General features: G+C 62.1%; 23 protein-coding genes and 3 tRNA genes. 14 read left to right on the top strand and 12 right to left on the bottom strand.

What is annotated here, in order from left to right:
• Positions 1 to 4 precede the first annotated feature (4 nt).
• From DMO26_RS19780 to DMO26_RS19770, 3 genes are all read right to left on the bottom strand, one after another.
• A complete protein-coding gene (locus DMO26_RS19780) occupies positions 5 to 271 on the bottom strand; it encodes a cysteine rich repeat-containing protein (protein ID WP_117193891.1) in 267 nt (88 codons plus the stop codon).
• The gene (locus tag DMO26_RS19775) at positions 268 to 1,203 is read right to left on the bottom strand and encodes a sterol desaturase family protein (RefSeq protein ID WP_117193890.1); all 936 of its coding nucleotides are present in this window, start codon (positions 1,201 to 1,203) and stop codon (positions 268 to 270) included. The genes DMO26_RS19780 and DMO26_RS19775 overlap by 4 nt, the downstream gene beginning before the upstream one ends.
• A gap of 92 nt (positions 1,204 to 1,295) precedes the next feature.
• Positions 1,296 to 1,604: a hypothetical protein gene (locus tag DMO26_RS19770; protein ID WP_226951357.1), complete on the bottom strand. Its 309-nt coding sequence runs from the start codon at positions 1,602 to 1,604 to the stop codon at positions 1,296 to 1,298.
• 201 nt (positions 1,605 to 1,805) lie between these two features.
• Between DMO26_RS19770 and DMO26_RS19765 the strand changes: the two genes are divergently transcribed.
• Complete coding sequence (locus tag DMO26_RS19765; protein WP_117193889.1) at positions 1,806 to 2,522, top strand: response regulator; 717 nt, start codon at positions 1,806 to 1,808, stop codon at positions 2,520 to 2,522.
• The gene (locus tag DMO26_RS19760) at positions 2,522 to 3,865 is read left to right on the top strand and encodes a sensor histidine kinase (RefSeq protein ID WP_117193888.1); all 1,344 of its coding nucleotides are present in this window, start codon (positions 2,522 to 2,524) and stop codon (positions 3,863 to 3,865) included. The genes DMO26_RS19765 and DMO26_RS19760 overlap by 1 nt, the downstream gene beginning before the upstream one ends.
• On the opposite strand, the gene arsK is transcribed toward DMO26_RS19760, so the two are convergent.
• Genes arsK through DMO26_RS19735 form a run of 5 tightly spaced genes read right to left on the bottom strand, consistent with a single transcriptional unit; the run spans position 3,848 to position 7,079 of the window.
• Positions 3,848 to 5,074, bottom strand: coding sequence for an arsenite efflux MFS transporter ArsK (arsK, locus tag DMO26_RS19755; protein WP_117193887.1), 1,227 nt, complete (start codon positions 5,072 to 5,074; stop codon positions 3,848 to 3,850). The genes DMO26_RS19760 and arsK overlap by 18 nt on opposite strands.
• Positions 5,067 to 5,492 carry an arsenate reductase (glutaredoxin) gene (arsC, locus tag DMO26_RS19750; protein ID WP_117193886.1) on the bottom strand — a complete coding sequence of 142 codons (426 nt, stop codon included), beginning with the start codon at positions 5,490 to 5,492 and terminating at the stop codon, positions 5,067 to 5,069. Before arsC ends, arsK begins: the two co-directional genes overlap by 8 nt.
• Positions 5,489 to 6,199 carry an aquaporin gene (locus DMO26_RS19745; protein WP_117193885.1) on the bottom strand — a complete coding sequence of 237 codons (711 nt, stop codon included), beginning with the start codon at positions 6,197 to 6,199 and terminating at the stop codon, positions 5,489 to 5,491. Before DMO26_RS19745 ends, arsC begins: the two co-directional genes overlap by 4 nt.
• Positions 6,196 to 6,726 carry an arsenate reductase ArsC gene (locus DMO26_RS19740; RefSeq protein WP_117193884.1) on the bottom strand — a complete coding sequence of 177 codons (531 nt, stop codon included), beginning with the start codon at positions 6,724 to 6,726 and terminating at the stop codon, positions 6,196 to 6,198. Before DMO26_RS19740 ends, DMO26_RS19745 begins: the two co-directional genes overlap by 4 nt.
• Entirely contained in the window at positions 6,723 to 7,079 is a 357-nt protein-coding gene (locus tag DMO26_RS19735) for an ArsR/SmtB family transcription factor (RefSeq protein ID WP_117193883.1), read from the bottom strand. The genes DMO26_RS19740 and DMO26_RS19735 overlap by 4 nt, the downstream gene beginning before the upstream one ends.
• Before the next feature lie 42 nt (positions 7,080 to 7,121).
• Between DMO26_RS19735 and DMO26_RS19730 the strand changes: the two genes are divergently transcribed.
• The 3 genes from DMO26_RS19730 (at position 7,122) to DMO26_RS19720 (ending at position 10,305) form a co-directional block, all read left to right on the top strand.
• Positions 7,122 to 7,646, top strand: a complete 525-nt coding sequence (locus DMO26_RS19730; protein ID WP_117193882.1) for a DUF6428 family protein — start codon at positions 7,122 to 7,124, stop codon at positions 7,644 to 7,646.
• Positions 7,647 to 8,092: 446 nt separating this feature from the next.
• The gene (locus DMO26_RS19725) at positions 8,093 to 9,229 is read left to right on the top strand and encodes a cache domain-containing protein (protein WP_162894984.1); all 1,137 of its coding nucleotides are present in this window, start codon (positions 8,093 to 8,095) and stop codon (positions 9,227 to 9,229) included.
• Between the two features lie 5 nt (positions 9,230 to 9,234).
• On the top strand, positions 9,235 to 10,305 hold the full coding sequence (locus DMO26_RS19720; RefSeq protein ID WP_162894983.1) for a ligand-gated ion channel: 1,071 nt from the start codon (positions 9,235 to 9,237) through the stop codon (positions 10,303 to 10,305).
• An 86-nt stretch (positions 10,306 to 10,391) separates the two neighbouring features.
• On the opposite strand, the gene DMO26_RS19715 is transcribed toward DMO26_RS19720, so the two are convergent.
• The 3 genes from DMO26_RS19715 to DMO26_RS19705 all read right to left on the bottom strand — a co-directional run bounded on the left by DMO26_RS19715 (position 10,392) and on the right by DMO26_RS19705 (position 13,612).
• A complete protein-coding gene (locus DMO26_RS19715; protein WP_117193879.1) occupies positions 10,392 to 11,696 on the bottom strand; it encodes a UDP-glucose dehydrogenase family protein in 1,305 nt (434 codons plus the stop codon).
• A gap of 222 nt (positions 11,697 to 11,918) precedes the next feature.
• Positions 11,919 to 12,716, bottom strand: coding sequence for a 3'(2'),5'-bisphosphate nucleotidase CysQ (cysQ, locus tag DMO26_RS19710; protein WP_117193878.1), 798 nt, complete (start codon positions 12,714 to 12,716; stop codon positions 11,919 to 11,921).
• A complete protein-coding gene (locus tag DMO26_RS19705) occupies positions 12,713 to 13,612 on the bottom strand; it encodes a TrmH family RNA methyltransferase (RefSeq protein WP_117193877.1) in 900 nt (299 codons plus the stop codon). The genes cysQ and DMO26_RS19705 overlap by 4 nt, the downstream gene beginning before the upstream one ends.
• A 199-nt stretch (positions 13,613 to 13,811) precedes the next feature.
• Between DMO26_RS19705 and DMO26_RS19700 the strand changes: the two genes are divergently transcribed.
• From DMO26_RS19700 to tuf, 4 genes are all read left to right on the top strand, one after another.
• Positions 13,812 to 13,896, top strand: a tRNA-Tyr gene (locus DMO26_RS19700).
• Between the two features lie 25 nt (positions 13,897 to 13,921).
• Positions 13,922 to 13,995 (top strand) — tRNA-Gly (locus DMO26_RS19695).
• A gap of 277 nt (positions 13,996 to 14,272) precedes the next feature.
• Positions 14,273 to 14,770 (top strand): histidine kinase, encoded by a 498-nt coding sequence (locus tag DMO26_RS19690; protein ID WP_117193876.1) that lies wholly within the window; start codon positions 14,273 to 14,275, stop codon positions 14,768 to 14,770.
• A gap of 342 nt (positions 14,771 to 15,112) precedes the next feature.
• Complete coding sequence (gene tuf, locus DMO26_RS19685; protein ID WP_117193863.1) at positions 15,113 to 16,288, top strand: elongation factor Tu; 1,176 nt, start codon at positions 15,113 to 15,115, stop codon at positions 16,286 to 16,288.
• A 248-nt stretch (positions 16,289 to 16,536) separates the two neighbouring features.
• Here tuf and DMO26_RS19680 read toward each other — a convergent pair whose 3' ends face one another.
• Positions 16,537 to 17,559, bottom strand: a complete 1,023-nt coding sequence (locus DMO26_RS19680; RefSeq protein ID WP_226951364.1) for a capsular biosynthesis protein — start codon at positions 17,557 to 17,559, stop codon at positions 16,537 to 16,539.
• On the opposite strand from DMO26_RS19680, the gene DMO26_RS34430 reads away from it, so the two are divergent.
• The 5 genes from DMO26_RS34430 (at position 17,470) to nusG (ending at position 20,522) form a co-directional block, all read left to right on the top strand.
• The gene (locus tag DMO26_RS34430; protein WP_226951368.1) at positions 17,470 to 17,955 is read left to right on the top strand and encodes a hypothetical protein; all 486 of its coding nucleotides are present in this window, start codon (positions 17,470 to 17,472) and stop codon (positions 17,953 to 17,955) included. The two genes, DMO26_RS19680 and DMO26_RS34430, sit on opposite strands and share 90 nt — an antisense overlap.
• Positions 17,956 to 17,999: 44 nt before the next feature.
• Positions 18,000 to 19,391, top strand: a complete 1,392-nt coding sequence (locus tag DMO26_RS19675) for a capsule biosynthesis protein (RefSeq protein WP_117193874.1) — start codon at positions 18,000 to 18,002, stop codon at positions 19,389 to 19,391.
• 112 nt (positions 19,392 to 19,503) lie between these two features.
• Positions 19,504 to 19,579 (top strand) — tRNA-Trp (locus DMO26_RS19670).
• A gap of 196 nt (positions 19,580 to 19,775) precedes the next feature.
• Entirely contained in the window at positions 19,776 to 19,976 is a 201-nt protein-coding gene (gene secE, locus DMO26_RS19665) for a preprotein translocase subunit SecE (protein WP_117193873.1), read from the top strand.
• Between the two features lie 15 nt (positions 19,977 to 19,991).
• Positions 19,992 to 20,522, top strand: coding sequence for a transcription termination/antitermination protein NusG (gene nusG / locus DMO26_RS19660; RefSeq protein ID WP_117193872.1), 531 nt, complete (start codon positions 19,992 to 19,994; stop codon positions 20,520 to 20,522).
• Positions 20,523 to 20,638: the final 116 nt, after the last annotated feature.

Genomic DNA, 20,638 nt, shown 5'->3' with positions numbered 1-20,638 from the left:
AAGGTCAGCGTTGCTGCATCGCATCGGCAAGCGCGGTGCGGCAGGGTGAGGAGAGCCTTTCGGCATTCTGCCTCAGGCAGGCGGCGATGCGCCCGTCGCCACGCTCGACGCCGTCGCAATAGGTCTTGAGGTCGCTGCGGCAGGCGCGGGCGACTGCGAAGGCTTTTTGCCGCATCTCCGGCGATGCCTGCATTTGGGCGGATGCCGGGACGGCGACCGAGGCGAGGAGGAGGGCGAGCAGGGCCGGTGCAAGGAGAAATCTTGTCATCATGGCGTTGGTTCTTCCTTTTGGGTAATGGGAGCGGCTGGCAGCCCGCCGTCATTGACGGCGATCGGTGCCGGTCGTGGGAAGGGCGGAGATTTGCAGACTGCGGGACCGATCGGGCCGAAAAGGGCATTAAACCTCTCGCCCCAGGTCAAGGCCCTGCGGAAATCGCGCCACAGAGATGCCCATTCGCCGAGCGCGACGCGGCCGGGATTGAGCGATGGTTTGCGGCCGCGAAGGCCGTAGCGCAGGGGTTCGCCCGTTGGTGCTTCGGCAAAGGTGCCGAACAGGTGGTCGAAGACGATCAGGATGCCGCCATAGTTCCTGTCGAGGCAGCCGTCATTGGAGGCATGGTGAACCCGGTGGTGCGCCGGCGTGTTCAGGACCCGTTCGAGCGGTCCGAGACGGGGCGACAGTTCGGTATGGATGAAGAACTGATAGATGAGGTTGACGCCCATCATCGTGACGATGCCGAACGGATGAAAACCCAGGAAGGCCAGCGGCAGGTAGAACAGGAAATGGCCGGAAATGCTGCCTGTCCAGCCGAGCCGCACGGCCGCCGTCAGGTTGAGCCTGGTCGGCGAATGGTGAACGGCGTGGGTCGCCCAAAGCCAGCGGACCCGGTGCGAGGCGCGATGGTGCCAGTAATAGACGAAATCCACGGCAACGAAGAGGGCGATGGCGCCGGCGGGACTCGTGATGTTGATGTCGAACAGCCGATGCCGGTAGGCGAACATGAACGGTGCGGCAACCAATGCCGCTTCGATCGGACGGAGAAGATTATGGATGAAGGCGACGCCGAACGTCGCGGCCGTTTCCTTCAGGTCGTGGATGTCGTGCCGCGCAAGCCTGCCGATCAGATATTCGAGCAGCATGAAGGCGGCGGCGATCAGGAGGATGGCGGCCCGGAAGCCCGGTTCGGCATTGCCTTGCAACATGGGAACCTCGCGAATGAAGGGAATGCCCGGCGGCCTGGGGCATCGAAGCCCTCGTGCTGGGGGGCGGAAAGCCGCCGGGCGCCGCGCCCAGGTCAGTAGCGATGGAAACTGCCTGAGCGGGTAACCGTGTTGCCGCGCGGGCCGGTCGTTGTCCGTGAACCTGTGCAATAGCCGCCGTCGCAGGCAACCGACCCGCTGCGAGACATGCTGTAGCCATAAGGACCGGTGCGGGTGACGCTGCGCGAGCAGGAGCCGCCGGAGCATCCGCCGCTGGCATGGACGGAGGCCGTGCCGCGCGGGCCGCTGACCGAACCGTCTCGGGTCCAGGCATTGGCCTGACCGACCGAAAGAAGCGCGAACGTGCCGGCAAGCAGGCCGGCGGAAAGGAGTCTGGTCATCATCTTATCCTCGTTTTGGTGGACCGAAGCATCGGCGGCTTCAGGGAGGCCGGCCGTCGATGCGAAGGTGAGAATGGCGCAGAGATGTATGCCGGCTTTGTCTCCGGCGTATCGGTGTGTAGGCTTTTGTGGCTATTTGTAGCGTTTTGTATCTGCGGCCGGGCGATGCTTGATTTCGCGAGGCCGCTTCTTCATGGTCGCCGTATGGACCATTCCCCGCAGACGATCCTGATTGTCGATGACGATGCCGAAATCAGGCAGCTCGTCGGCGACCTTCTGTCGCGCGAGGGATATGAAGTCGATACGGCCGAGGATGCGCGGGCCATGGATGACGTCCTGCGCCGCCGCGAACCGGACCTGATTGTATTGGACCTGATGATGCCGGGCGAGGACGGGCTTTCCGTCTGCCGGCGCATCCGCGCCGCACGGCCGCTGCCGATCCTGATGCTGACGGCGAAGAGCGACGAGACCGACCGTGTCGTCGGCCTGGAACTCGGCGCCGACGACTATCTCGTCAAGCCGTTCGGCCCGCGCGAGCTTCTGGCACGGGTGAGGGCGCTGCTGAGACGGGCTTCTTCGCAGGCCTTCCAGCCGCAGAGCCGGCGTTACGCCTTCGATCGCTTCGTCGCCGATCTCGATGCCCGCCTGCTCGAAACGGAACTCGGCGGAACGGTGGCGCTGACGAGCGGCGAGTTCGAGCTTCTCTCCTGCTTCGTCCTGAGGCCGCGGCGGGTTCTCTCCCGCGATCAGATCCTTGATTGGACGCACGGCCGGACGGCCGATCCTTTCGATCGCACCGTCGATCTTCTCGTCTCGCGGCTTCGCAGGAAACTGGAGGCGGCAAGCCCCGGCAGCAACCTGATCAGCACCGTCCGCAATGGCGGTTATCTGCTGACGGCGCCGGTGCGTCCGGTCAGCTGATGTTCGGCCTCAGCCTTTCCCGGAGACTGATCGCCATCGGCGGCGCGGGCCTCCTGGCTCTCTGGATCATGCTGCTCGCTCTCTACTACCTGGCCAACGGGCTCGGACGTACGGCCTCCAGCCCGCCGCCCCGCCAGATCGTGGCGATCGCCTTGCTCCTGAAAGAGAGCCCGCGGGAGAAATGGCCGCTGCTGGTCGATGCCGCCACGTCGCCCATCCTCGACGTGCGCGTCTCCGGAAGAGACCTTCCGCCGTCCGACACCACAGACCTGTGGGACGATCCGGAATACCGCATTTATCGCGACGTTCTGGGCGACGATCTGCTCTCGATCCGGCTTCTGGCGCCCGAGCGCAGGTTCAGGCGGCCGCGGCTTTTCCAGGGCGTCGTCAACCCGGTGCAGTTCCTCGTCCGGCTTTCACCGGATGAAACCCTCGTCATGGAAACCCGCACGCCCTTCATCGTCTCCTGGTTCGGCCTGCCCGCCGGGCTCGGCGCCGGGCTGATCGGCACGCTCTTCGGCGTCGTGGCGCTGATCGCGCTTCACCGGGAGATCCGCCCGTTGATGAGGCTCGCCGCGGCTGTCGACCGGATCGACCCGACTGCAGCGCCTGTCCCGCTGCCGAAGCTGAAAGGTGCGGCGGCCGAAACGCGGGCACTGGTCAATGCCTTCGAACGGCTGCAGACGCGTTTGCATGCGATCGTCCGGGCGCGGCTGGCGCTGATCGGCGGCATCCAGCACGACGTGCGCACCTTCGCGACGCGGTTGCGGCTGCGGCTCGAACATATTCCAGACGAAAGGGAGCGGCAAAAGGCGGCCTCCGATATCGGCGACATGATCGAACTGCTCGACAACGCGCTGCTTGCCGGCCGCGCAGGCGTCGGAGCGCTCGACGAGGAACTGCTCGATCTCGTGCCGCTCCTGGAGGCAGAGGCGGCGGACCGGCGTATCGCAGGCGCGCGTATCGACTTCAGGCCCCTGCCACCCGAGACGGCGCTGGTGATCGGCGACAGGTTGGCGCTGAGACGCGTTTTTGCCAACCTCATCGACAACGCGCTGAAATACGGTCGTGCCGCCCATTTGGCGCTGACGGCCGGGGATGAGTGGCTGCGGTTGACCATCGATGACGAGGGGCCGGGCATTCCTGCCGACCGGCGCGAGATCCTGATGGAGCCTTTCGTGCGGCTGGAAGCCTCGCGGGCCCGCAAGACCGGCGGGGCGGGGCTAGGCCTTGCCGTCGCCCGCAACCTTGTCGAAGCCCATGGCGGCATCCTGGAGATTGCCGACGCGCCGACGGGCGGTGCAAGAATTATCGTCAGCCTCCCGTTATTTACCAGTCGATGACGTTCCTCTTTCTTCAGAAGAGATTAGCTGGCGTTTCAGCCGCCAACCAATTCCGGCAAAGGCAACCATGGCGAAGGCACCGAGACCGATGAAAACTCCAAGCGAAAGCGCGATGCCGATCCGCGCCATGGCGAATGCGAAGATGAAAGGGGCGAGCGCCGACAGAATAAGTCGGGCCGCCATCATCTTGCCTTGCAATTTGCCGTATCCGTCGCTGCCGAACAGCGCCAGCGGCAATGTGCCCGTCACGATGCTCAGCAGTCCGTTGCCCATGCCGAAGATGACAGAAAACGCAATCGCGCCGGAAAGAGAAGGGGCCGAGAGGAGCAGGATCAGCACGCCGCCCGGGATGAGCGTTGCTGCGATCAGCGCCAGGTGAAGAGCCTGCAGGTTGCGGCCGAGCAGCATGTTGATCAGGCGGCTCAGCACCTGCGACGGGCCGAATACCGTTCCGACCAGGGCCGCAGCCGCGCCAAGACCGAGCCCGGAAAGCAGCGGCACCATATGGACCAGTATAGCCGCGCTGACCAGGGACATCATCGAAAACCCCAGGACCATCAGGGCAAAGCTGCCGCGCCGGAATTCGGGAGGCAAAATACCTTCGATGCGCGGCAAGGCGGTCGCCGCGGACGTTTTGCGCAGGGCCGAACCATGCGACAGCCATGCATGGATGGGCAGGCAGACCAGAAGGTTGAGTGCGGCAAACACCAAATAGACGTTTTGCCAGGAGAGCAGGGCGTGCAGGGCCGCGGTGATCGGCCAGAAGATCGTCGAGGCGAATCCCGCAATCAGGGTCAAATAGGTGATGCTGCGTCGCGCGGCTTCGGGGCGAAGCTGGACGAGAAGAGCGAAGGCGGCTCCGTATTGTACGAGGTTTGCGGAGACTTCAATCGCGATAAGGGCGAGGACATAGGAGATCTTGCCGGGTGCGAAGGCGCAGGCAACCAGGGCGGCGGCCGCCGCGGCCGAGCCGATCGTCATCGCCCGGCCGGCTCCAATCCTGTCGAACAGCGCCCCAAGCCAGGGTGCCGTGAGCCCGCCGACCAGCAGTGCCACCGAAAGCGCGCCGAATACCCACTCGGCGGGCCAGTCGAAATGCCGGGCCATGTCGGGAGCCAGGATGCTGAAGCTGTAGTAGAGGGTGCCGTACCCCGTGATCTGCGTGACGCCGAGCGCCGCGACTGCTGCGACCGGGACCCGTTCAGACAAGCCGCTTGCCGCCCGCGTCGATCACTTGCTGACCATCTTCCTTGGCGAAAGGTCCCTTGTGGGTCGAGGGAAGGATGTCGAGGACCACTTCGGAAGGACGTGCCAGCCGCGTGCCCATCGGCGTGATCACGAATGGCCGGTTGATCAGGATCGGATCCCGGAGCATCGCGTCGAGGAGCTGCTCGTCGGTCAATGCGGGATTTTCGAGACCAAGTTCCGCATAGGGCGTGCCCTTTTCGCGGATGGCCTCACGCACCGTGAGCCCGGCGGCCGCGATCATGGTGACGAGCTGCTGACGCGAGGGCGGGTTCTGCAGGTATTCGATGATGGTTGGCTCGATGCCGGCATTGCGGATCATCGCCAGCGTGTTGCGCGAAGTGCCGCAATCAGGATTGTGGTAGATGGTGACCTCGGTCATGGGCGGTTTCCGGTTGGGCGCGGGGTTTGGATCGAGACTGAAGTTTCCATGGTCAGCCAGCGGGTTACCGCCAAGCCGAGCAGGGCGCCGAATAATTCGGCGCCGATGAAGCCGGGCAGGTCGAGGGGGCGGATGCCGGCGAATGTGTCGGTCAGCGACCGCGCGATGGCGACCGCCGGATTGGCGAACGAGGTCGAGGCGGTGAACCAGTAGGCTGCGGTAATATAGAGCGCAACCAGCCAGGGTACGGCCTCCAGACGGAGGCGGATACCCGCAAGAATGGTAAAGAGCAGTCCGAAAGTCGCCGTCGCTTCGGCCAGCCATTGTCCACTCCCCGTGCGGATCGTGGTCGAGGCCTGCAGCAGCGGCAGTTCGAACATGGCATGTGCCAGAAATGTGCCGCCGATGCCGCCCAGGATCTGCGCAATCAAATAGGCCGCGCATTCGCCGGCTGTCAGCGCCCGCCGCAAGGCGAAGATCAGCGTCACCGCGGGGTTGAAATGCGCTCCGGAAATCGGTCCGAGCAGGGTGATCAGGACGACCAGAATGGCGCCGGTCGGGAGGGTGTTGCCGAGCAGGGCCATGGCGATGTCGTCAGTCAGTCTGTCGGCCATGATGCCGGAGCCGACCACGGTTGTGACGAGCATCGCGGTGCCCATGGCTTCAGCCGTGAGACGTCTGGAGAGTGTGAAGGCGGCTGCAGTCATGCGACCTCGGACTTCCGAAAGGTCGATCCCTCCATCCGGCCGATGTCGTGCAACTGACGCTGCAGGGCGAGCCTGTCGATCGAAGTCATCGGCAGGCTCACGAACGCCATGATCCGGTTCTTCAAATAGCGCGCCGCAGTGGAGAACGCCTGGGCCTTGACATAAGTCTCGCCTTCGACGGCGGCCGGATCCTCGACACCCCAGTGGGCTGTCATCGGCTGGCCCGGCCAGACGGGGCAGGCTTCGCCGGCAGCGTTGTCGCAGACCGTGAACACGAAATCCATCTGCGACGCTCCGGGCACGGCAAAGACATCCCAGCTTTTCGAGCTGAAGCCTTCAGCTGGATAGCCGAGCGCCCGAAGGGTATCGAGGGCAAGCGGATGCACCTCGCCCTTGGGGTGGCTGCCGGCCGAATAGGCATGAAAACGGCCTTTGCCTTCGACACGCAGAATGGCTTCCGCCAGGATCGATCGGGCGGAGTTTCCGGTGCAGAGAAAAAGAACGTTGTAGACGCGATCGGAGGTCATTGCAGGTTCTCCTTGGGTGCGGGGATGCAGCAGGCAGCCACTTCGGCGGCTGGCGCGCAGATTTCCGGATGACCGGCGCAGCAGTCCTCCATCAGAAAACGCACCAGCCTGCCGAGGGCCTCGTAATTGGCGAAATAGATGATCGACCGGGACTCCCGTTGCTGCGAGATCAGTCCGGAACGGTCGAGTTCCTTGAGATGAAACGATACGTTCGAAGGCGACATATCGAGCGTCTCGGCGATCACGCCGGCGGCGAGGCCCGCAGGTCCAGCCACGACGAGCATCCGCACGATCTGCAGGCGTGTCTCCTGCGACAGGGCGGCAAATGACGCGAGAGCTTGACGTTCGTTCATATTTCAATAATCCTTGAATTATTGAAACAAGGAGTATTCCAAATGAATGCGATCGACAAGACCCTTTTTGATGCCGACATCGGCCTGGGCTTTCTGCTGGACGCCCTGGCAGGCGCCGGGGATTTGCCGCTGGTGTTCCGTTACAATGACCGGCCGGTGAAGTCGGGTTATCACGTCACGGAGGTCAAGGCCGGGCATTTTTCCGCCCTCGATTGCGGCGCCAATCCCGAAACCTGGTCGGAAATCTTCGTGCAGCTCTGGGATATCGAGGAAGACGATCGAACCCATATGCCGGCAGGCAAGTTTTCAGCTATCATCCGCAAGGTTTCGGAGCATGTGCAACTCGATGCTTCCGCAAAGCTGACATTCGAGATCAGCGATGGTGCGCGGCCGATGGAGCTCTATTCTGCGGCGGCCCCGATCCTTCGTGACGGCGCCGTACATGTGGAGCTCGTGCCGCGCGCAGCGAGCTGCAAGCCGCGCGATCGGTGGCTCGCCGTGCCGCAGCCGAAAGAAACAGCCGCATGTTGCGGTCCTTCGGCCGGCGGGAGCGCCTGCTGCACCTGAACAACATCGCGCGAAGTCTGCAGGCGCTTGGATAGAGGGCTCGGACAAGATTTGTGGCGGAGAGCGCCGCTGGACGCGCCGCCGCGGGTTTTCTTTTGGCGGGCGTACCGAAATGAGGTTTTCCGCCCTCGCGTTGCGACAAATGGTGTGCAAATTGCGACTGCCGCATCATTGCTGCGGTTTTCCCAACTTGCCCTGCCTCTATCTCAGGCGGGGCTTTTTGTTTTCGTCCCTTTCTGCGGCAAAAGCCTGCGGGCGAATGAAAGTGAGGGGCCTGAGGGTCCTCTCAAAGAAGGGGAGATGTCCTCCAGTTCCTCCGTTCATGTAGAATTCCTCGCTGTTACTGCAATCCACCCAAAAATGCACAGTATCCGGTTATGGCTGAGCAGCAGAGGGCTTGATAAGCCTTGGGATGGATCATGGGCCTTGGCCCCGGGGGACGGGAAATGACATTCAGGACATCTGCGCCGACGGCGATCGTGGCTGCGATCGTCGTCGTGGTGCTTGCGACGATCTATTTTTCGATGCGGCTTTTCAGTGGCATGGTCAACGACGTGGAGGTTCAGCAGTTCACGCTGATCCGTTCGCTCGTCCAGACCGCGATCATTGACGCCGAGAACAAGGCGCTGGCGCGTGCCGAACTGATCGCCGATCTGCCGCGCGTGCAGCAACTCTTCGCCGCGCAGGACCGCGCCGGTCTGACGGCGGAACTCGGCAGGATGTTGGCCAACCAGAAGAACCGGCATGGCGTGGATCAGGCGCAGTTCCATCTGGCGCCGGCCATGTCGTTCCTGCGCCTGCATGACTTGTCGAGATTCGGCGACGACCTGACGGCGACGCGGCCGATGGTCGTGGCGCTCAATCGCGACAGGGTTCCTCTGAAAAGCCCGGCGATTGCCGCCAACGGCCCGGGCATATTCGGAGGCACGCCGGTTTTCGATGCCGGCGGCAGGCATCTCGGCAGTTTCGAGGTCGGCATCGCCTTCGGTCCGCTAATGGCAGGGCTCAAGTCCGCCTACAATCTCGACCTCGGCCTGTTCGTCGAGGAACGGCCGTTGAGGGATTTTGCCAAGGGAGTGGATCCCGAACGGCTGGGGGATCAGAATCGGTTCGGCAAATACATCCGTTTCGAATCGACCAATGGCGCGCTCATTTCCGCCGTCACGACGCCGGAGGATCTGGCTGCCGTCACCGAGCCGGTCACTTATGTTCGCGAGGTAGACGGGGTGGTGCGCGGCGTGGTGCTGGTGCCGATCAACAATACCGCCGGCACGCCGCTCGGCGTCATCGCGGCGACTGCGGATTTCAGCGCGTCGCGCGCCGGTGCCAACCGCACGCTCATCTGGCAGGCAGCATTTGCGCTGATCGGCATCGTCCTGCTCAGCGGTTTCGTGATCGCCATCCTGCGCGGCTTCGTTGTCCGGCCCCTTGAGGTCCTCTCGAAGAGCTTCGAGGGCGTGTCCAAGGGCGGTTCGCTGGCAGAGATCGAAGGAGCCGATCACTTCCCTGCGGAAATGCAGCCGATCGTACAGGTTTACGGCAGGCTCCGGGCCCACCGGAACGCCGCCGCCACGAAGGGATGACGGCGATGGTCTTTCGTATCCTTCTATTGGCCGTACTCGCGTTTCTGGCCCTTGCCTTGCCGGGATTTGCGCAAACCGATCTGCCGCTCGGCAAGGGGCTGCCCGTCGAGGTGCAGGTCGGTATCGCTTTCGTGGACATTTCCGGTTTCGACGAAAATGAGGGCACGTTTACCGCGACGGTCGATATCCGGGCGTGCTGGGATGATCTGAGGCTCGTTAACCCGTCTGCGTCGCCCGGCGCGCCTCCGACGACCATGGTCGGGGAGGCCGCTGCGGAAAAGATGAAATCCATATGGGTGCCGCCGCTCCTGGTCGTCAACCAGCACGGTGAACCGTCCCGCTCCGATTATGGCTTGCGGATCTATCCGAGCGGCCGCGTCGAGATGATGCACCGGGTCACCGGCAGCTTCTCGCTGGATCTCGATCTCTCGAAGTTTCCGTTCGACCGGCAGAAACTGCTGGTGACCGTCAAGGTCAAGGACTATCCGATCACCCAGGTGGCGCTCCGCATCACCCAGGCCGACATCGAGTTCAGCCGCGCTTCGCAGGATATCGACATCCAGGACTGGTCGATCGGGCTTGTGGACATGCGCTCCGAAGCTGCCAAGGGTTGGTATAACGTGTCCGAAAGCCAGATCGTCGCAGCGCTCGACATCAAACGCCGGCCGGGGCTGATCGTCGCGTCGATCTTCATCCCGCTGATCGCCTCGCTGTTCATTCCGCTCCTGGCAATCTGGCTGAACCGGACCGAGGATGGTGTCTTTCAGGTGGACACGTTCGAACTGGTCAACATCATCATCGGCGGCCTGTTTGCGGTCATCGCCCTGAATTTTACCGTCTACAGCAGCTTCATCGCGCTTTCGGTCGGCGACAATACGGTCAATCGGCTCTTTGCGCTGAACTACCTGGCGCTTGCCGCGGCTCTGGTGGTCAATATCGTCTTCTCCCGTTTCAATGCCGTCGAAGCGCTTTTCGGTCGCTACGTGCAGGAACAGACCTATTGCGTGCTGATGTGGATGATCCCGCTGATCGTCGCGCTGCTGGTCGCGACCTTTCTTCTGTCGGCCTACGCCTGAGTTCGCCCCTTCGAGGCGAATGAAAAGGCTCGCAGCAACATTCATGCTGCGGGCCTTCCTGTCCGGTCCCCCGGGACGGGAGCGCGTTACTGCGACTTGCCGACGCCGGTATAGGTGAAGCCGTGTGCCTTGACCTCCGGCGCGCGATAGACATTGCGCAAGTCGACGAGGATCGGGGACTTCATGACCGATTTCAGCCGTTCCAGGTCGAGCGCACGGAATTCGTTCCATTCGGTGACAAGGACAGCGACGTCGGCGTCTTCGGCCGCCTTGTAGGGGCCGCTCGCAAATTCGATATCCATCATCTGCTTGGCGTTTTCCATGCCTTCCGGATCGTAGCCGGAAACGATCGCGCCGGCATCCTTCAGCGTCTGGACGACGGCGATCGCCGGGCTGTCGCGCATGTCGTCGGTGTTCGGCTTGAAGGTGAGGCCGAGTACGGCAACCTTCTTGCCGCGCACGTCGCCGCCGGCGGCGGCAATGACCTTGCGGCCCATGGCGCGCTTGCGGTTGTCGTTGACGGCGATCGTCGTCTCGATCAGCCGCACCGGCGCGTCGTAGTCCTGCGCGGTCTTGGCAAGCGCCAGCGTATCCTTCGGGAAGCACGAGCCGCCGTAGCCGGGGCCGGCATGCAGGAATTTCGAACCGATGCGGCCGTCAAGGCCGATGCCGCGGGAGACGTCCTGCACATCGGCGCCGACCCGTTCGCACAGATCCGCCATCTCGTTGATGAAGGTGATCTTCATCGCGAGGAAACCGTTGGCGGCATACTTGATCAGTTCCGAGGTGCGGCGGCTGGTGAAGAGCAGCGGCGACTGGTTGAGATAGAGCGGCCGGTAGACTTCCGTCATGACGGAGCGCGCCCGTTCGTCGGAAAGGCCGACGACGATGCGGTCGGGCCGCTTGAAATCCTCGATCGCGGCGCCTTCGCGCAGGAATTCCGGATTGGAGACGACGGCGAAATCGGCGTCCAGGTTGGTTTCACGGATGATGCGCTCCACCTCGTCGCCGGTGCCGACCGGGACGGTGGACTTGGTGACGACGACTGTGAAGCCCTTGATGGCCTCGGCGATCTCGCGCGCTGCGGCGTAGACGTAACCGAGGTCCGCATGGCCGTCGCCGCGGCGGGACGGTGTACCGACTGCGATGAAGACGACATCGGCATCGGCGACGGCGCCACCGAGCTCGGTCGTGAAGGACAGGCGGCCCGCCTTGACATTCGATTCGACCAGCGCATCCAGACCGGGTTCGAAAATGGGGATGATACCCTTCTTGAGCGCCTCGATCTTTTCCGCAGCCTTGTCGACGCAGATCACATCATGTCCGAAATCCGCAAAGCAGGCTCCCGAAACCAGGCCGACATAACCGGATCCAACCATTACAATACGCATCAGCAATCCCCATTACGGCGAGCAGAACGTCTGCTCTCAACTCGCGTTTTTCCTATAGCATCCAGTTTTTATTGCAATGCATCATTGGAGTCAGGATTAATTGGCTCGCCGCCAAGTATAGTCTGCAACCCTTGAGACGATGCATCTCATCGCGACCATCGGCCCTGTCGATGACTGGAATATGAACCTCATGGCCGCGTCCGCTTTCGCGCGGCTGCAAGATCAGGCGGAATGCGGGCGTACGCCGGAGGCGATGAAATCGGGATTGGCGAAGTCTGCCATGTCCTTCCGGCCGATCTTGCCGTAGCGCAGCGGCTTTCCCGCAAGATCGAGCGTCATTCCGCCGGCGGCACGCAGAACGGCATCGCCGGCTGCCGTGTCCCATTCCATCGTTCTCCCGAAACGGGGATAGAGATCGGCAGTGCCCTCGGCCAGCAGGCAGAACTTGAGCGAGGACCCGACGGCGCGGATATCGCATGCGCCGGATTGTTTGAGATAGGCCTCCGTTTCGGCCGAATTGTGGGAGCGGCTCGCAACGCAGACCGGCGGCGTCGCGACCAGCTTGGCGGAGACATGCCTTCGTTCCGTGACCGACTGGTCGTTGCCGACGAGAAGCTTTTCCACCTGCCCGTCGCCGCCGAGATAAGCGACGTTGAGGGCAGGGGCGTGGACGACGCCAAGGACCGGCGCACCTTGTTCGATGAGGGCGATGTTGACGGTGAAGTCGGCCGATCTGTTGATGAATTCCTTGGTGCCGTCGAGCGGGTCGACGAGAATGAACGTGCCTCCCTCGATCGACGGAACCCGGCCCGCGGCGACCGATTCCTCTGCGATGACCGGAATCCCTGGGCACGCTTTGGCGAGTTCGGCCAGAATGATCAGCTCGGCCTGCTCATCGGCTTCCGTGACGGGTGAATGGTCGGCCTTGTAACTGGTCGTCGGGCCGGCCCTGTAGATGTCCAGGATCGCCTTGCCCGCGAGGAGCGCCGCTTTTTCGAACGTTGCCAGCATCGGTCTCATCGGGCGCCTGAACTCGTCCCGCCCGCCTTCGCAAGATGCTGCCGTGTGGCGTAGAGCGCAATTGCCGCCGCATTCGAGACGTTGAGCGACTTGATTGCGCCGGGCATGTCGAGCCGCGCCAGTGCCGTCACCGTCTCGCGGGTTTTCTGGCGCAATCCTTTGCCTTCCGATCCGAGGACGAGCGCGATCCGGTCGCCGGCAAACGTCTCCTCGACGACTGCGGGGCCTTCCGAATCGAGGCCGATCGTCTGAAAGCCGAGCCGGTGGAGTTCGCCCAGCGCATCGGCCAGATTGGTGATCTGTATATAAGGTATGAGCTCCAGCGCGCCGGATGCCGATTTGGCCAGCACGCCAGATTCGGTCGGACTGTGTCTCTGGGTGGTGATGATCGCGCCGGCACCGAAGGCGACGGCCGAGCGCATGATCGCGCCGACATTGTGCGGATCGGTCACCTGGTCGAGGACGAGCAGCAGCGGACTTTCCTTCAGCGCCTCGAGCCGGCGGACGGGAAGCGGACGGGTCTCCAGCATGACCCCCTGGTGAATGGCCTCCGGCCCGAGCACCTTGTCGATATCCTGCGGGGAAACGAACTCGACGGGAAAGGGCAGGGCCGCGGGCTCGCCGAGATCGAGCCGGGCGAAGGCGTTCTGCGTCACCGACAGCTTGACGAGCTTGCGCTCGGAATTGTCGAGCGCGGCGCGCACGGTGTGAAGGCCGTAGAGAAAAACCTGCTCCGGCTGCAACTGCGGCGGCTTCCAGTCCTTGTTCGACTTCGGTTTTCTCTGCGGTGGCGTCGGAATTTCACCGCGCTCGCGCTTGGCGTCGCGCACCGCACGGCGCAGCGTCGCATAGTGGGTGTCACGGCTGGATTTGTCTTTGGCGTCGTCCTTGCTCATGAGGCCTTATAGCCATCCTCATCCGCCGGGCAAAGCCCTCCGGGGAGGGGCGGCCGGTATTGTGGATTGATTATTTTCGTCATTTTTGCTCATTCATCGTGTTGACAGACGGAAACGAGGCGGTCATATACGCGGCGCAGATCACGGGGCGGCAAGCTTCCGAGATCTTAGAGCTTGGTCTTACGATCCGGACGAAACTGGAGAGATGCCCGAGTGGTTAAAGGGGACGGACTGTAAATCCGTTGGCTCAGCCTACGTTGGTTCAAATCCAACTCTCTCCACCATTCGTCTCTGATCGGACCAAACCCCGCGGGTATAGCTCAATGGTAGAGCAGCAGCCTTCCAAGCTGAATACGCGGGTTCGATTCCCGCTACCCGCTCCAATTTCCCGGTTTCGTTGAAATCCTCCATGTCGTTTGTCTGATTGTGCGTTGACGATGTCCATCGGACATTGATCCGTCTTTCGAGATCGGATTCCCGGTACTTGTGAAGATCGTCATCTTCCCGGATTGGTCCGGACTTTTTTTGGGTGTACCGCCCGTTTTCGCCGATCTGCTCCGCGTTTTCGCAGCTGTCCGTGAGACTTATTAAGCCGCTGAGAGTAAAAGACTGCCGCCGGCGCAAAGCCGCCCTGTTTTTCTCCAGCTATGGAAATCCACCATGAAGAAACTCATCGCTGCAGCAGCACTTTCGGTTGCCGTGCTCCTGCCGTCCGCTTCGTTCGCAGCCACGCTTCTGTTCCCGAGCGCCGATCCGGTCGCCCAGATCACTATCCCGGATGCGTGGAACCCGGAAGAGACCGATTACGGCATCCAGGCAAATTCCGACGACGATGCGATCTATATCGCCATCGACGTCGCCGACGACAAGACCACCGAGAAGGTCATCGATGATGCCTTCTCCTTTCTCCAGAACAACGGCGTGACGGTCGATACTTCCACCCAGAAGCAGTCCGAGGACGCGCTGAACGGAATGAAGATGGTGAACTTCGACTGGTCCGGAAAGGACAATGACGGTGAAGTTTCGATCGGCATCTCGCTCGTCGCTGCAAAACCCGGCAAGCTCCTCGTCATCACCTATTGGGGCACCAAGGGCGAGCAGGAAAAGCACGCTCAGGAATTGATGGGGCTGATCACCTCGCTGAAGCCCGCCAAGTAACCCGTCAAGTAAGTTGGCCCGCCAAGCAGGGTCCGGTCGATGCCGGAACTTCATGCCGCGCATTGGATAAAGCCGGCGGTCGCCCTGAACGGGTGACCGCCGGTTTCGATTTTAGATCCTTGCATGTGACAGCCGTTGCGACGTGTCCGCGTGCCGTGCTCTCGTCGCGTCGGAGTGCCTTTCTCGGGCCTTTCGGCGCGGATTCTTCGCGCTCCCCTTGTCCGGGCGCGCGTCGTAATTATGTCTTGCGCATTCTGGTGGAAAGCCTTAAACGGCGACACCAAACCCGGTCGCCCAACCTAGATCGCTGGGTCCACCTCTTATGTTCACAGGAAGCATTCAATGGCAAAGAGCAAGTTTGAGCGCAACAAGCCGCATGTCAACATTGGCACGATCGGTCACGTTGACCATGGCAAGACGTCGCTGACGGCGGCGATCACGAAGTACTTCGGCGAGTTCAAGGCCTATGACCAGATCGATGCTGCGCCGGAAGAAAAGGCGCGCGGCATCACGATTTCGACGGCGCATGTCGAATACGAGACTGCAGCCCGCCACTATGCGCATGTCGACTGCCCCGGCCACGCCGACTACGTAAAGAACATGATCACCGGTGCCGCCCAGATGGACGGCGCGATCCTGGTCTGCTCGGCCGCCGACGGCCCGATGCCGCAGACCCGCGAGCACATCCTGCTGGCCCGCCAGGTCGGCGTTCCGGCGATCGTGGTGTTCTTGAACAAGGTCGACCAGGTGGACGACGCCGAGCTTCTGGAACTGGTTGAGCTGGAAGTACGCGAACTTCTGTCGTCCTACGACTTCCCGGGCGACGACATTCCGATCGTCAAGGGTTCGGCGCTGGCCGCTCTTGAAGATTCCGACAAGAAGATCGGCGAAGACGCGATCCGCGAGCTGATGGCTCAGGTTGACGCCTACATCCCGACGCCGGAGCGTCCGATCGACCAGCCGTTCCTGATGCCGATCGAAGACGTGTTCTCGATCTCGGGCCGTGGTACGGTTGTGACGGGCCGCGTCGAGCGTGGCGTGATCAAGGTGGGTGAGGAAGTCGAGATCGTCGGCATCCGTCCGACCTCGAAGACGACGGTGACCGGCGTTGAAATGTTCCGCAAGCTGCTCGACCAGGGTCAGGCGGGCGACAACATCGGCGCGCTGGTTCGCGGTGTGAACCGTGACGGCGTCGAGCGTGGCCAGATCCTCTGCAAGCCGGGTTCGGTGAAGCCGCACAAGAAGTTCAAGGCGGAAGCCTACATCCTGACGAAGGAAGAAGGCGGCCGTCATACGCCGTTCTTCACGAACTACCGTCCGCAGTTCTACTTCCGCACGACGGACGTGACGGGGATCGTGACGCTTCCGGAAGGCACGGAAATGGTGATGCCGGGCGACAACGTGACGGTTGACGTCGAGCTGATCGTTCCGATCGCGATGGAAGAAAAGCTGCGCTTCGCGATCCGCGAAGGCGGCCGCACCGTCGGCGCCGGCATCGTCGCTGCGATCGTCGAGTAACGATCGCCAGGCGACGGGGCCGAAAGCTGCCGACGCAATCAAGTTTCCTGGGTCGCGCAAGCGCGATCCAGGGCGGCGCCGGCATCGTCGCTGCGATCGTCGAGTAACGATCGCCAGGCGACGGGGCCGAAAGCTGCCGACGCAATCGTTGAGTCATCGACGTCTCGAAATAAGAAAGGCCTTGCCGGCAACGGCGGGGCCTTTCGCTTTTGGGACTGCCGTTCCGCCAGGCAGCCGGTTCCGCTGAGTCAGCTTTGCGGAAAAAGCTCGTTTTCGTAACGGAAATGGGGGGCGCCGCCGGGCTTGCGGAAGCTCGTCGGAAGTCGGTCTTCCGCTTCCATGAGACGCGCGCCGACATTTTTCGCGCCGGTCCTGATCGCGTCCGCGCCGATAAAGCCGCCGCGCACCTGCGTCGTCGCGGCAAGCGCCCTGAGGAACTGGTCGAAGAGCCCGATGTCGGGGGGAGTCGGGTTTCGCCAAAACGCGGTAAGACTATCTTGGAATGTCAGCCCCGGCACGTCGTAGATCGCCGCACCCAGGGTGATCACCGGCCTTGCCCGCCCGAGCGCCGTCAGCCCGACGGTGGAATTGACGGTGACGATGCCCGCCGACCGGTCGATCAACGCGTCCGTATCGCCGCCGTCCGCCACAAACAGCCGGTCGGCCACGCCGTGCCGCGCCGCGGCCTCTTCGATCCGCTCCCGCCAGCCGGACAGCCCATTGTCGATTGGATGAACCTTGAAGAGCAGCCGGCTCTCCGGAGGAGCATGTCGGGCGAAGGAGGCGATCGTCGCTTCGACGAGCCTGAAGAGGTTTCCGCCGGGCGCATGACGGCGGATCTGGTAGTCGCCTGGCAATTGCAGCGGGAAAAGGAAGAATGGGGCAGGGCTTCCGTCTGCAGCGGCAAGGCAGGCCTTGATGGCCCGTTCGGCCTCGCGGCGCCGTTTGCCCTTGGTCAAAGCCTTCCGGATCCACCCGCTGTATTCGACCACCGGATGAACCGGCCCATGGGTTCGATAATGCGGATGCACGAGCCAGCCGAGCAGGACGTTGGGAACATGGAACGCGAGATCGTAGAGCGCGTAGGTGAGAAAGCTCGAGCGGAAGAGCCCGCCGGTCGGCACCTTGGGCTGGCCGGCAGCGAGCGCTCCGATCCGGCCGGGGTCCTGCGGGAAGCGGGAATGGGCAGACATGCCGTCAGGTTCGATCGTCAGCCAATCGGGCCGGAGATAGCCGTGCTCGAGGATATGGACGCGAAGCCCCTCGCGGATGCCGAGTTCGGCCGCCCTTGCATGGAGGTCTCGCCCATCACCCAACATGACGATGTCTGTTATTTCGTGATCGCGGATGTAGCATTTAAGATACACCGGCCATTCATTCGGACGGCCGCGAAAAAAGTCGCTTTTCTTCGGCCACCAAAAGACCACATCTCCGAGGCAGACGCTGATTTTCCGCACCGAAGCGCCTTGCTTTTCAAGCGCTTCGGCCAGCAAGCCGAGAAATGGCGAGGCGGGGCCTTGGAGAAACAGGAACGTGCGGGCTTTCATGTCACACAACCTGTCAGAATGATCTGGAACGTCTGCTTTGGCATTGACGGGGGAACTGCCTTGATGAAAATACCCGGCGATGTTTATCGAGAAAATTCGCAATTGAAATCGCTTTTGTAAGCAGTGCACGGCGCATCCGAGTCTCCAGCAGCATTGGCTATCGCATGACCAAAGTTCTCTTCCTGCAAGGCCCTCCCTCGGTGTTCTGGCGTGAACTCGCGGATGCGTTCGAGGCGCAGGGTACCGGGACGGTGCGCGTCAATTTCTCGTTCGGCGACCAGCTTTACTGGCGCAAGCGCGGCGCGGTCAACTATCGCGGCACCTTGCGCAGATGGCCGCGTTATCTGGCGGAGATGATTCGCCGCGACGGCATTACCGACATTCTTTATTACGCGGACCGGCTTCCCTACCATCGCCTCGCGGCGCGGGTCGCCCGCAAGCTCGGCGTCCGCTGCCATGCCGTCGAGTTCGGTTATCTGAGGCCCGACTGGATCACGCTGGAACGGAACGGCATGGGCCGTTTCTCGCATTTCCCCAATGATCCGGAGCATATCCGCGCCATCGCCGCGAAGGTGGCGGAGCCGGACCTTGAGGCGCGCTACGGGCATACGTTCGGACAGGAGGCGACCAACGAGGTCGTCTATAATCTCGCCGCCTATTTCGGCCGGCCGATGTTCCCGTTCTATCGTTCCGACAAATATTACGACCCGCTGTTCGATTATACCTCCTGGCTGCCGCGCATGTTCCGGCCGCGCCATGATCTCCCGGCGGGCTTCTTCGATGATACGTCCAGGAAGAACTACCTTCTGGCCCTGCAGCTGCAGAGCGATTACCAGATCCGCGCCAACTCGCCCTATCGGCACCTGTCGCAGATGATCGAGCAGGTCCTGCAGTCGTTCGCGCGCCATGCACCGGACGGCAGCCGGCTGATCGTCAAGCAGCATCCGCTTGACAACGACCTGGAAGGCTGGCGGAAGACCGTGACCCGCCTTGCCGAGCGCTACCGCATTTCGACGCGGGTGGTCTTCATCGAGAAGGGCGATCTGGCGGCGATCCTCAAGCACACGCACGGGGTCGTCGTCTGCAATTCCACCACAGCGCTGCACAGCCTGCGGGCGGGTCTGCCGACCATCGCTCTCGGCACGGCCATCTACAATGTGCCAGGCCTGACGCATCAGGGCGGGCTCGATAGTTTCTGGCGCCGTCCGGAGCGAATCGACCAGGGTCTGCTTGCCGATTTCATCAAGGCGATCGCCGGCAGCGTTCAGGTGAAGGGGAATTTCTATCACGAGACAGGCCGAAAGCTCGGCATTGAAGCGATTGTGTCGCGGATCTCGGGCAATCTGGTCAATCAGCCGGACGCTTATGTGGAGCGGCCGCCGCGGCTGTCTTGGAAGCGCCTGCCGCTTTCTCCCGAAAAGCGGCCGCAATCGTCGGGCCTGCTGTCGGGCGGTCTTGACCTGCCGGGCAAGGAAATTCTGGTCGGCGGTTCGGAAACCGTTTTGCACGCCGTTCGCGTCGAGACTTCCGACACGTCCAGCAGAAAGCTGAGATAGGTCGGCATTCTGCAAAAAAACGCTCTTGCCAAGCGCGGCGCATCCCCTTAAAGGGAGCGCCTAGCCCGATGGCGGCGAACCGAACAGCCGGTTGATCGTCCGTAGGGATCGAAGGGGTATAGCTCAGTTGGTAGAGCGGCGGTCTCCAAAACCGCAGGTCGGGGGTTCGAGCCCCTCTGCCCCTGCCACTTTCCGATAATGGGCGCGAAATCATCCGCAGCGGAATTGTCTGAAGTGGTCGCCGTAGAAGAAGGCGAAATTTCATCGAACACTGTTTTCCCTCTTGTGTAAAGGGGAAGGGGTGTTTATGTAGGTCAAAACAGACACGCGGTGCGTGGGGCTGAGCGAGGTCAGCTTTACGCGCCGTAATTGCGTGGGCAATCTATGGCATCCAAAACCACTCCCGTTACGTTTCTACGCCAGGTGCGCTCCGAGGCGTCCAAAATCCATTGGCCGTCTCGTCGTGAGACGATGATCTCGACCGCCATGGTTCTGGTTATGGTTGTTTTCGCTGCGCTGTTTTTCTTCGCTGCCGACCAGCTTATGGGCTGGTTGTTACGTCTCGTACTGAACGTCAGCGTTTGATTCTGGAGAATGAAGATGGCGGCGCGTTGGTACATCGTCCACGCATATTCGAATTTTGAGAAGAAGGTTGCTGAGGACATTGAGAACAAGGCTCGCCAGAAGGGGCTTGAGCATTTGTTCGAAAAGATCCTGGTGCCGACCGAGAAGGTTGTGGAAATCCGCCGTGGCCGCAAGGTCGATTCGGAGCGCAAGTTCTTTCCCGGTTATGTTCTGGTCCGTGCGAACCTGACCGACGAGGCTTATCACCTCATCAAGAATACGCCGAAGGTCACCGGCTTCCTCGGTTCCGACAACAAGCCGGTTCCGATTCCGGATTTCGAGGCCGAGCGCATCCTGGGCCAGGTCCAGGAGGGCGTCGAGCGGCCGAAATCCTCGATCACCTTCGAGATCGGCGAGCAGGTCCGCGTTTCCGACGGTCCGTTCGCGTCGTTCAATGGCATCGTTCAGGATGTCGACGAGGAGCGTTCCCGCCTCAAGGTGGAGGTTTCGATCTTCGGTCGTGCGACCCCGGTCGAATTGGAATACGCGCAGGTCGAAAAGGTCTGATGGGTTTTTGAGATGGGCTTGCCGTTTTCCGGCGAGCCTTGTGCGGCGTTTGCCGCAGCCGCGTGGAAGGTGAGGGGGTCTTAGCCGGGCTTCTAAGGATCCGCACCACGCAACCG

Source organism: Rhizobium terrae (assembly GCF_003425685.1).
Classification (GTDB): Bacteria; Pseudomonadota; Alphaproteobacteria; order Rhizobiales; family Rhizobiaceae; genus Neorhizobium; species Neorhizobium terrae.
The sequence above is the reverse complement of the archived record's forward strand: the minus strand, read 5'-3'. Positions and strand labels throughout refer to the sequence as shown.

Excerpts from the sequence above, each read along its gene's own strand:
- DMO26_RS19780 (WP_117193891.1), bottom strand. The coding sequence starts at position 271 with ATGATGACAAGATTTCTCCTTGCACCGGCCCTGCTCGCCCTCCTCCTC.
- DMO26_RS19775 (WP_117193890.1), bottom strand. The coding sequence starts at position 1,203 with ATGTTGCAAGGCAATGCCGAACCGGGCTTCCGGGCCGCCATCCTCCTG.
- DMO26_RS19770 (WP_226951357.1), bottom strand. The coding sequence starts at position 1,604 with ATGATGACCAGACTCCTTTCCGCCGGCCTGCTTGCCGGCACGTTCGCG.
- DMO26_RS19765 (WP_117193889.1), top strand. The coding sequence starts at position 1,806 with ATGGACCATTCCCCGCAGACGATCCTGATTGTCGATGACGATGCCGAA.
- DMO26_RS19760 (WP_117193888.1), top strand. The coding sequence starts at position 2,522 with ATGTTCGGCCTCAGCCTTTCCCGGAGACTGATCGCCATCGGCGGCGCG.
- arsC (WP_117193886.1), bottom strand. The coding sequence starts at position 5,492 with ATGACCGAGGTCACCATCTACCACAATCCTGATTGCGGCACTTCGCGC.
- DMO26_RS19745 (WP_117193885.1), bottom strand. The coding sequence starts at position 6,199 with ATGACTGCAGCCGCCTTCACACTCTCCAGACGTCTCACGGCTGAAGCC.
- DMO26_RS19740 (WP_117193884.1), bottom strand. The coding sequence starts at position 6,726 with ATGACCTCCGATCGCGTCTACAACGTTCTTTTTCTCTGCACCGGAAAC.
- DMO26_RS19735 (WP_117193883.1), bottom strand. The coding sequence starts at position 7,079 with ATGAACGAACGTCAAGCTCTCGCGTCATTTGCCGCCCTGTCGCAGGAG.
- DMO26_RS19730 (WP_117193882.1), top strand. The coding sequence starts at position 7,122 with ATGAATGCGATCGACAAGACCCTTTTTGATGCCGACATCGGCCTGGGC.
- DMO26_RS19725 (WP_162894984.1), top strand. The coding sequence starts at position 8,093 with ATGACATTCAGGACATCTGCGCCGACGGCGATCGTGGCTGCGATCGTC.
- DMO26_RS19720 (WP_162894983.1), top strand. The coding sequence starts at position 9,235 with ATGGTCTTTCGTATCCTTCTATTGGCCGTACTCGCGTTTCTGGCCCTT.
- DMO26_RS19715 (WP_117193879.1), bottom strand. The coding sequence starts at position 11,696 with ATGCGTATTGTAATGGTTGGATCCGGTTATGTCGGCCTGGTTTCGGGA.
- cysQ (WP_117193878.1), bottom strand. The coding sequence starts at position 12,716 with ATGAGACCGATGCTGGCAACGTTCGAAAAAGCGGCGCTCCTCGCGGGC.
- DMO26_RS19705 (WP_117193877.1), bottom strand. The coding sequence starts at position 13,612 with ATGAGCAAGGACGACGCCAAAGACAAATCCAGCCGTGACACCCACTAT.
- DMO26_RS19690 (WP_117193876.1), top strand. The coding sequence starts at position 14,273 with ATGAAGAAACTCATCGCTGCAGCAGCACTTTCGGTTGCCGTGCTCCTG.
- tuf (WP_117193863.1), top strand. The coding sequence starts at position 15,113 with ATGGCAAAGAGCAAGTTTGAGCGCAACAAGCCGCATGTCAACATTGGC.
- DMO26_RS34430 (WP_226951368.1), top strand. The coding sequence starts at position 17,470 with ATGGGCAGACATGCCGTCAGGTTCGATCGTCAGCCAATCGGGCCGGAG.
- DMO26_RS19675 (WP_117193874.1), top strand. The coding sequence starts at position 18,000 with ATGACCAAAGTTCTCTTCCTGCAAGGCCCTCCCTCGGTGTTCTGGCGT.
- secE (WP_117193873.1), top strand. The coding sequence starts at position 19,776 with ATGGCATCCAAAACCACTCCCGTTACGTTTCTACGCCAGGTGCGCTCC.
- nusG (WP_117193872.1), top strand. The coding sequence starts at position 19,992 with ATGGCGGCGCGTTGGTACATCGTCCACGCATATTCGAATTTTGAGAAG.